Below are 8,792 nucleotides of genomic sequence, written 5' to 3' on the forward strand. Positions count from 1 at the left end.
CCGGCTCCGGCAAGTCCACGCTCATCAACGACACGCTGTATCAGGCCGTCGCGCAGCACCTTTACGGGTCGTCCACGGAGCCGGCGCCGTATGAGTCGATCGAGGGGCTCGAGCACTTCGACAAGGTGATCAACGTCGACCAGTCGCCGATCGGCCGCACGCCGCGGTCGAACCCCGCGACCTACACGGGGGTCTTCGACCACATCCGCAAGCTCTTCGCCTCGACGGCGGAGGCGAAGATGCGCGGCTACCAGCAGGGCAGGTTCTCGTTCAACGTCAAGGGCGGTCGTTGCGAGGCGTGCGCCGGCGACGGCACGATCAAGATCGAGATGAACTTCCTGCCCGACGTGTACGTCGACTGCGAGGTGTGTCACGGCAAGCGGTACAACCGCGACACCCTCGCCGTGCACTACAAGGGAAAGAACATCGCCGAGGTGCTCGAGATGCCGATCGCCGAGGCTGCCGAGTTCTTCGAGCCGATCCAGGCCATCCACCGCTACCTCAAGACGCTCGTCGACGTGGGGCTCGGGTATGTGCGTCTCGGGCAGTCCGCCACGACCCTGTCGGGCGGCGAGGCGCAGCGCGTCAAGCTCGCGACCGAGCTGCAGCGCCGCACCAACGGCCGCTCGATCTATGTGCTCGACGAGCCGACGACGGGCCTGCACTTCGAGGACGTCCGCAAGCTCCTCGAGGTGCTCAACGGCCTCGTCGACAAGGGCAATACCGTCATCGTCATCGAGCACAACCTCGACGTGATCAAGTCGTCCGACTGGGTCATCGACCTCGGTCCCGAGGGCGGCGCCGGCGGCGGCCAGGTCATCGCGACGGGCACGCCCGAGCAGGTCGCGGGGGCCGAGGGCAGCCACACCGGCGCGTTCCTGGCCGAGGTGCTCGGCCTGAGCGCTCCCACGCACGCGGTGCCCGAGCTCGTCGGGGCCCGCAAGGCCGGCTGAGCGGCATGGCACGATCCGCACCCACGGTCCCGTACAAGCCGAAGCCGGGGGAGATCCCCACCAACCCCGGGGTGTACCGGTTCCGCGACGCCGACGGGCGCGTGCTGTACGTCGGCAAGGCGAAGAATCTGCGTGCCCGGCTGTCGAACTACTTCGCGCCGCTGCACACGCTGCACGAGCGCACGCGTCGCATGGTGACGACGGCGTCGTCCGTCGAGTGGACGGTGGTGGCGACCGACGTCGACTCACTGCAGCTGGAGTACCAGTGGATCAAGGAGTTCGACCCGCCCTTCAACGTCCGCTACAAGGACGACAAGTCGTACCCGTTCATGGCGATCACCCTCGCCGACGAGGCGCCGCGGGTGATCGTCACGCGAAACCGCCGCATCCCCGGGGCGAAGTACTTCGGCCCGTATCCGAAGGTGTGGGCGGTGCACGACACGATCGACCTGATGATCAAGGTGTTCCCGATCCGCACCTGCAGCGACTCGTCGTACAAGAAGGCGATGGCCACCGGCCGTCCCTGTTTCCCGGGCCAGATCGGACGCTGCGGCGGACCGTGCTCGATGAAGGTGACGATCGAGGAGCACCGCGCGATCGTCGACGACTTCATCGCCTTCATGTCGGGCGGCGACCAGCGCTTCACCCGGGCGCTGACCGCGCGCATGCGGGAGGCATCCGCTGCCATGGACTACGAGGCGGCAGCCGTCTACCGCGACAAGCTGCAGTCCATCGACGCGGTGCTCAACAAGAGCGCGCTGGTGCTGTCGGCGGACACCGACGCCGACCTGTTCGGCATCGCGGAGGACGAGCTGGCGGCCACGGTGCAGCACTTCGTCATCCGCGGCGGGCGCGTCCGCGGCGTGCGAGCGACGACGATCGAGAAAGAGATCGACATCTCCGGCGGCGACCTCGTCGACCAGGTGCTGCAGCGCACCTACGGAAACGCCGCGGCAGCGGACATCCCGAAGCAGGTGCTCGTTCCGGCGATGCCCGAAGACGCGGCCGACCTCGAGGAATGGCTGCGCGAGCGCCGCGGCAAGAACGTGACGATCCAGGTGGCGCAGCGCGGCGCGAAGGCCGACCTGATGCGCACCGCGAGCCTCAATGCGCAGCAGGCTCTCATGCTGCACAAGACCCGTCGCACGAGCGACTACGTCGCGCGTACGCAGGCCCTCACGGATCTGCAAGAGGCGCTGGGGCTGGCCGAGGCGCCGCTGCGCATCGAATGCTTCGACGTGTCGCACCTGAGCGGCACGAACGTCGTGGCGTCGATGGTGGTCTTCGAGGACGGCCTGCCCCGCAAGGACCAGTACCGCTCGTTCGGCGTCGCCGAGACGACCGACGACACCGACTCGCTGTACCAGGTGCTGACGCGGCGACTGGCGTATCTCGACCGTCCGGAAGAGAACGAAGCGGATGCCGCACCGCCGGCGGATCCGACGGCGGACGGCGAGGTCGTGACGGAGCGGCGCAAGCCGCGGTTCGCCTACCGCCCGCAGCTGCTCGTCGTGGACGGCGGCCAGCCGCAGGTCGCGGCGGCTGCGCGGGCGCTGCGGGACGCGGGCCATGAAGAGGTCGCGCTGTGCGGCATCGCCAAGCGCCTCGAAGAGGTGTGGCTGCCCGACGAGGAGTACCCGGTCATCCTGCCCCGCACCTCCGAGGCGCTCTACCTGCTGCAGCGGCTGCGTGACGAGGCCCACCGCTTTGCCATCACCCACCAGCGCCGTCGCCGGCGCCGCGACATCCAGAGCGTCCTCGCCGAGGTGCCGGGACTCGGCGACGCCCGCATCAAGGCACTGCTGCGCCACTTCGGCTCCGTCGCCGCGCTCAAGAAGGCGACGCCCGACGAGATCGCAGAGCTTCCCGGAGTGGGGCCGAAGCTCGCCGCCGCCGTGCACGCGCATCTCGCCGGCCCCGCGGATGGGTAGGCTGGGCTCGACGACGGGGGTGGTCATGACCGAGGGGACGCGGCGCGAGACCGGCGAAGTGCTGATCGTGACCGGGATGTCGGGGGCCGGGCGCTCCACGGCGGCGAACGCGCTCGAGGACCTCGGCTGGTACGTCGTCGACAATCTCCCGCCGCAGATGCTCAAGCCGCTGCTCGACCTCACCGAGATGGCCGGGGGAGTGCTGCCGCGCGTGGCTGTCGTCGTCGACGTGCGCGGACGCGACCTCTTCTCAGACCTCCCGGAGGCGATGCGGGCGCTGCGCGAGCGCCGCCAGATCCGGCTGATGTTCCTCGACGCGTCCGACGAGGTGCTGGTGCGCCGGTTCGAGGCGGTCCGCCGCCCGCACCCGCTGCAGGGCGGTGGCACGATCCTCGACGGCATCCGTCTGGAGCGCGCACGCCTCGCGGCGGCGCGCGAGAGCGCCGACGTCATCATCGACACCTCGGCGTACAACATCCACCAGCTCGCCACCCAGGTCACCGACCTGTTCACCGAGGCCGGCGCGGCCCGTCACACGCTCACCCTGCTGAGCTTCGGGTTCAAGTACGGGCTCCCACCCGACGCCGATCTTGTGGCCGACATGCGGTTCCTGCCCAATCCGTTCTGGGACGAGCGGCTGCGTCCGTTCACGGGCGAAGACCCGGAGGTGCGCGAGTACGTGCTCTCCCAGGAGGGCGCGATGGAGTTCCTCGACGCCTACACGCAGGCGCTGCGGCCCGTGCTGGAGGGCTACCAGCGCGAGAACAAGAGCCATTCCGTCGTCGCGATCGGCTGCACCGGCGGCAAGCACCGCTCGGTCGTCATGGTCCGGGAACTCGCCGAGCGACTGGCATCCGTGCCCGGTGTCGCGGTGCGTGTGACCGACCGCGACCTCGGCCGCGAGTGACCCGACGCGGGGCGCGGCGCGATCCGGCCGAGTAGGCTGGACCGTCGTTCCCGAACCAACCAGAAGGAGTCCCGTGTCGCTGACCGCTGACGTGAAGGCCGAGCTGATCACCGTGCGCGACCCGCGCCCGACGGCGCGGGTGGCCGAGCTCACGTCGCTGCTGCGGTTCTCGGGCGGGCTGCACTCCATCGCCAACCGGGTCGCCGTCGAGGCCGAACTGGACTCCAGCGTGCTGGCCCGACGCACCGCCCGCGACCTGGTCGAGCTGTACGGTGTGCGCCCCGAGCTCGTCCACGTCCAGGGTTCGGGCGCCCGCGCGGGCGGCCACTACGCGGTGCGCGTGATCGAGGGCGGCGAGACGCTCGCCCGGCAGACCGGGCTGCTCGACCAGCGCCGTCGCCCGGTGCGCGGCCTGCCCAACAAGCTCACCACCGGCTCGCGCGGCGACCTCGCCGCCATCTGGCGCGGGGCGTTCCTCGCCGCCGGCACGCTGAGCGACCCGGGCCGTTCCGCGGCGCTGGAGATCACGTGCCCGTCGTCCGAGGCCGCCATGGCACTCGTCGGCGCGGCCCACCGTCTCGACATCGCCGGCAAGGCGCGAGAGGTCCGCGGCATCCCCCGCGTCGTCGTCCGCGAAGGCGAGGCCATCCGTGCCGCGCTGGCCGCCATGGGCGCGGTGAAGGCCGCCGCCGAGTGGGACCAGATGCGCCAGCGCCGCGAGGTGCGCGCCGGCGTCAACCGCCTCGTGAACTTCGACGACGCCAACCTGCGTCGCTCGGCGCAGGCCGCCGTCGCCGCCTGCGCGCGCGTCGAACGCGCGCTCGAGATCCTCGGCGACGGCGTTCCCGGGCACCTCCGGCAGGCGGGCGAGCTGCGCCTCGCGCACCGCGACGCGAGCCTGGACGAACTCGGCCACCACGCCGATCCGCCGCTCACGAAGGACGCGGTCGCCGGCCGCATCCGCCGCCTCCTCGCGATGGCCGACAAGAAGGCCGAGACCGAGGGGCTGCCCGGCACCGAATCCGCCGTGCCCGCGGGCATCGAGGACTGACGCCGACTGCTTCCGACGAGGGGATGCCGCGATTCGCGGCATCCCCTCGTCGCTTCCCATGCCACGCGTCACAGTGGGAAGCAACCCCCGCCCCGCCGCGTTGCCGCTCAGTAGGATGAGAACGTCACCCTCGCTGCGCCGAGGTCTTCACGGCGCGCGCCGACAGGAAGAAGAGAACATGGCGAAGTACACCTTGCCCGACCTCCCCTACGACTACGCCGCGCTCGAGCCGCACATCAGCGGCAAGATCATGCAGCTGCACCACGACAAGCACCACCAGGCGTACGTCACCGGTGCCAACACGGCGCTCGAGCAGCTCGCCGAGGCCCGCGAGACGGGCAACCTCGCGAACGTCAACAAGCTCGAGAAGGACCTCGCGTTCCACCTCGGCGGCCACGTCAACCACTCCATCTTCTGGACCAACCTGTCGCCGGACGGCGGCGGCGAGCCCGAGGGCGAGCTGCGCGCCGCGATCGACGAGTTCTTCGGCGGCTTCGACAAGTTCCAGGCGCACTTCGCCGCTGCGGCCAACGGCATCCAGGGCTCCGGCTGGGCAGTCCTCAGCTGGGACCCGATCGGCGAGCAGCTGATCATCCAGCAGCTGTTCGACCAGCAGGGCAACACCGCGCAGGGCACGATCCCGCTCTTCCAGCTCGACATGTGGGAGCACGCCTTCTACCTCGACTACCTCAACGTCAAGGCGGACTACGTCAAGGCCGTCTGGAACATCGCCAACTGGCAGAACGTCGCGCAGCGTCTCGACGCCGCCCGCTCGAAGACGTCGGGCCTGCTGGTACTGTCATAGCAAGTGCGGCGTCCCGGTGGGTACGCCCACTGGGACGCCGTTGTCTCTGTCTGCATCGCAACAACCGCGCATTCGCGCACGACACATCTCAGGAGAAACTCCGTGACTGTCAAGATCGGCATCAACGGCTTCGGCCGAATCGGACGCAACTTCCTCCGCGCGGCGCTCGCGCAGGGTGCGGACCTCGAAATCGTGGCGGTGAACGACCTCACCGACAACAAGACGCTTGCGCACCTGCTCAAGTACGACTCGGTCGGCGGACGTCTCGACGCCGAGGTCTCGTACGACGAGGACTCCATCACCGTCAACGGCAAGGCCATCAAGGTCTTCGAAGAGCGTGACCCGGCGAACCTGCCCTGGGGCGAGCTCGGCGTGGACGTCGTCATCGAGTCGACGGGCCGCTTCACCAAGGCCGTCGACGCCAAGAAGCACATCGACGGCGGTGCCAAGAAGGTCATCATCTCGGCTCCGGGCACCGATGTCGACGGCACGTTCGTCATGGGCGTGAACGAAGACACGTACGACTCGGCGACGATGAACATCATCTCGAACGCGTCGTGCACCACGAACTGCCTCGCGCCGCTCGCGAAGGTCTTCGAAGACGCCTTCGGCATCGAGCGCGGCTTCATGATGACCGCTCACGCCTACACGGCCGACCAGAACCTGCAGGACGGCCCGCACAGCGACCTGCACCGCGCCCGTGCCGCCGCGATCAACATCGTCCCCGCCTCGACCGGCGCCGCCAAGGCCATCGGCCTTGTCCTGCCGGAGCTCAACGGCAAGCTGAGCGGCTCGTCGTACCGCGTGCCCGTCCCCACGGGCTCGATCGTCGACCTCACGATCGTCACGAACACCGAGGGCCTCACCAAGGAGGCCGTCAACGCGGCCTACAAGGCAGCGGCCGAGGACGGACGTCTCGTGGGCTACCTCAAGTACAACGAGGACGCGATCGTCTCCAGCGACATCCAGCTCGACCCGCACTCGTCGATCTTCGACGCCGGCCTGACCAACGTCAGCGGCAACCTCGTCAAGGTCTCGAGCTGGTACGACAACGAGTGGGGCTACTCGAACCGCCTCGTCGACCTCACCGAGTACGTCGCCGAGCGCCTCTAAGCCCTCACCATGGCTCTGCGCACCCTCAGCACCCTGGGTCCGCTGGCCGGCAAGCGTGTCATCGTCCGTGCTGACCTGAACGTTCCTCTCCAGGACCGGGTCATCACGGACGATGGCCGTGTGCGGGCCACGCTCCCCACGCTCAACGCCCTGATCAACCAGGGCGCCCGTGTCATCGTCTGCTCGCACCTCGGTCGCCCGGACGGCGCGCCTGACGCGAAGTACAGCCTCGAGCCGGTCGCGCAGCGACTGTCGGAGCTGCTCGGCAAGCCGGTGGCCTTCGCCCGCGACACGGTGGGGGAGTCGGCCCAGGAAGCCGTCGCCGCCCTCGAAGACGGTGACGTCGCGGTCATCGAGAACCTGCGCTTCAACCCGGGCGAGACCGCCAAGGACGACGCGGCGCGTCGCGCCTTCGCGGAAGAGCTCGCCGCCCTCGGCGACGTGCTGGTCTCGGACGGCTTCGGTGTCGTGCACCGCAAGCAGGCGTCGGTCTACGACCTCGCCGAAATCCTCCCGTCGGCCGCCGGCTCCCTGATCGAGAAGGAGGTCGACGTCCTCGACCGCCTCACCGAGAACCCCGAGCGCCCGTACGCGGTCGTGCTCGGCGGCTCGAAGGTCAGCGACAAGCTCGGTGTCATCGAGCACCTGCTGCCCCGCGCCGACAAGATCCTCGTGGGCGGCGGCATGCTGTTCACGTTCCTCGCCGCTCAGGGCTACAAGGTGGGCAAGAGCCTTCTCGAGGTCGACCAGATCGACACCGTGAAGCGCTACATCGCGGATGCCGCCGAGCGCGGCGTCGAGCTGATCCTCCCCGTCGACGCGGTCATGGCCTCGGCGTTCGCCGCCGACGCCGACCACGTCGTCGCACCGGCGGACGCGCTGGAGGACACGCCGTTCGGCGCGGACGGACTGGGCCTCGACATCGGCCCGCAGACGGCCGAGCTGTTCGCCGCGGCGATCCGCTCGTCGACGACGGTGTTCTGGAACGGCCCGATGGGCGTGTTCGAGATGCCCGCGTTCGCGGCCGGCACCAAGGCCGTCGCCAAGGCGCTGACCGCGGTCGAGGGCCTGTCGGTCGTCGGCGGCGGCGATTCCGCCGCAGCCGTGCGCCAGCTCGGCTTCACGGACGACCAGTTCGGCCACATCTCGACGGGCGGCGGAGCGAGCCTGGAGTTCCTCGAGGGCAAGAAGCTCCCCGGACTGGAGGTCCTCGGATGGCAGTGAGCAGCCGCACCCCGCTCATCGCGGGCAACTGGAAGATGAACCTCGACCACCTGCAGGCGGTCGCGTTCGTGCAGAAGCTGCACTGGACCCTCAAGGACGCCAAGCATGAGAACGGCTCGGTCGAGGTGGCGGTCTTCCCGCCCTTCACCGACCTGCGCACCGTGCAGACGCTCCTCGATGCCGACAAGATCCCGTTCGCCCTCGGCGCGCAGGACGTGTCGGAGCACGACTCGGGCGCCTACACCGGCGAGGTGTCGGGTGCGTTCCTGGCGAAGCTCGACGCGCGCTACGTCATCATCGGGCACTCGGAGCGCCGTCAGTACCACGCCGAGACCGACGAGGTCGTGGCCTCCAAGGTGAAGGCGGCTCTCAAGCACGGCCTCGTGCCGGTGATCTGCGTCGGCGAGACCCTGGAGCAGCGCGAGGAGTCCGGCCCGACCGCGGTCTCGGTGGCTCAGCTCGAGGTGGCCCTGAGCGGCCTGCCCGCGGATGCCGACATCGTCGTGGCCTACGAGCCGGTCTGGGCGATCGGCACCGGCCAGGTCGCGTCGCCCGAGCAGGCTCAGGAGGTCTGCACGGCACTGCGCGATGTCATCGCCGAGAAGCTCGGCGCGGACGCGGCGGCCCGCACGCGGGTGCTCTACGGCGGCTCGGTGAAGTCGGCGAACATCGCCAGCTTCATGCGCGAGCCCGACGTCGACGGCGCGCTGGTGGGCGGTGCGAGCCTCGTCGTGGACGAGTTCGCGGCGATCATCCGCTACCAGAAGCACGTCGGCGTTTGACGCCTTCTCCGGCGGGCGGCGAGGTT

At 69.5% G+C, this 8,792-nt stretch carries 7 protein-coding genes and 1 pseudogene; all 8 read left to right on the top strand.

Annotation, left to right across the window (positions count from 1 at the left end; translation table 11 throughout):
* Positions 1-953: pseudogene (locus ACTHNQ_RS11950) on the top strand (excinuclease ABC subunit UvrA); the annotation flags it as partial.
* Positions 954-958: 5 nt separating this feature from the next.
* Positions 959-2,884: an excinuclease ABC subunit UvrC gene (uvrC, locus tag ACTHNQ_RS11955; RefSeq protein ID WP_440333660.1), complete on the top strand. Its 1,926-nt coding sequence runs from the start codon at positions 959-961 to the stop codon at positions 2,882-2,884.
* A gap of 25 nt (positions 2,885-2,909) precedes the next feature.
* Positions 2,910-3,791 (top strand): RNase adapter RapZ, encoded by an 882-nt coding sequence (gene rapZ, locus ACTHNQ_RS11960; RefSeq protein WP_440333662.1) that lies wholly within the window; start codon positions 2,910-2,912, stop codon positions 3,789-3,791.
* A 73-nt stretch (positions 3,792-3,864) separates the two neighbouring features.
* On the top strand, positions 3,865-4,842 hold the full coding sequence (gene whiA / locus ACTHNQ_RS11965) for a DNA-binding protein WhiA (RefSeq protein ID WP_440333663.1): 978 nt from the start codon (positions 3,865-3,867) through the stop codon (positions 4,840-4,842).
* 178 nt (positions 4,843-5,020) lie between these two features.
* Positions 5,021-5,647 (top strand): superoxide dismutase, encoded by a 627-nt coding sequence (locus tag ACTHNQ_RS11970; RefSeq protein ID WP_018170634.1) that lies wholly within the window; start codon positions 5,021-5,023, stop codon positions 5,645-5,647.
* A gap of 102 nt (positions 5,648-5,749) precedes the next feature.
* Entirely contained in the window at positions 5,750-6,760 is a 1,011-nt protein-coding gene (gap, locus tag ACTHNQ_RS11975; RefSeq protein WP_018170635.1) for a type I glyceraldehyde-3-phosphate dehydrogenase, read from the top strand.
* 9 nt (positions 6,761-6,769) lie between these two features.
* Positions 6,770-7,984, top strand: a complete 1,215-nt coding sequence (locus ACTHNQ_RS11980; protein WP_440333666.1) for a phosphoglycerate kinase — start codon at positions 6,770-6,772, stop codon at positions 7,982-7,984.
* Positions 7,975-8,766 (top strand): triose-phosphate isomerase, encoded by a 792-nt coding sequence (tpiA, locus tag ACTHNQ_RS11985; protein ID WP_440333668.1) that lies wholly within the window; start codon positions 7,975-7,977, stop codon positions 8,764-8,766. Before ACTHNQ_RS11980 ends, tpiA begins: the two co-directional genes overlap by 10 nt.
* Positions 8,767-8,792 lie beyond the last annotated feature (26 nt).

Source organism: Microbacterium sp. (assembly GCF_051953575.1).
Classification (GTDB): domain Bacteria; phylum Actinomycetota; class Actinomycetes; order Actinomycetales; family Microbacteriaceae; genus Microbacterium.

Coding starts and splice junctions, on each gene's coding strand:
- uvrC (WP_440333660.1), top strand. CDS start 959: ATGGCACGATCCGCACCCACGGTCCCGTACAAGCCGAAGCCGGGGGAG.
- rapZ (WP_440333662.1), top strand. CDS start 2,910: ATGACCGAGGGGACGCGGCGCGAGACCGGCGAAGTGCTGATCGTGACC.
- ACTHNQ_RS11970 (WP_018170634.1), top strand. CDS start 5,021: ATGGCGAAGTACACCTTGCCCGACCTCCCCTACGACTACGCCGCGCTC.
- ACTHNQ_RS11980 (WP_440333666.1), top strand. CDS start 6,770: ATGGCTCTGCGCACCCTCAGCACCCTGGGTCCGCTGGCCGGCAAGCGT.
- tpiA (WP_440333668.1), top strand. CDS start 7,975: ATGGCAGTGAGCAGCCGCACCCCGCTCATCGCGGGCAACTGGAAGATG.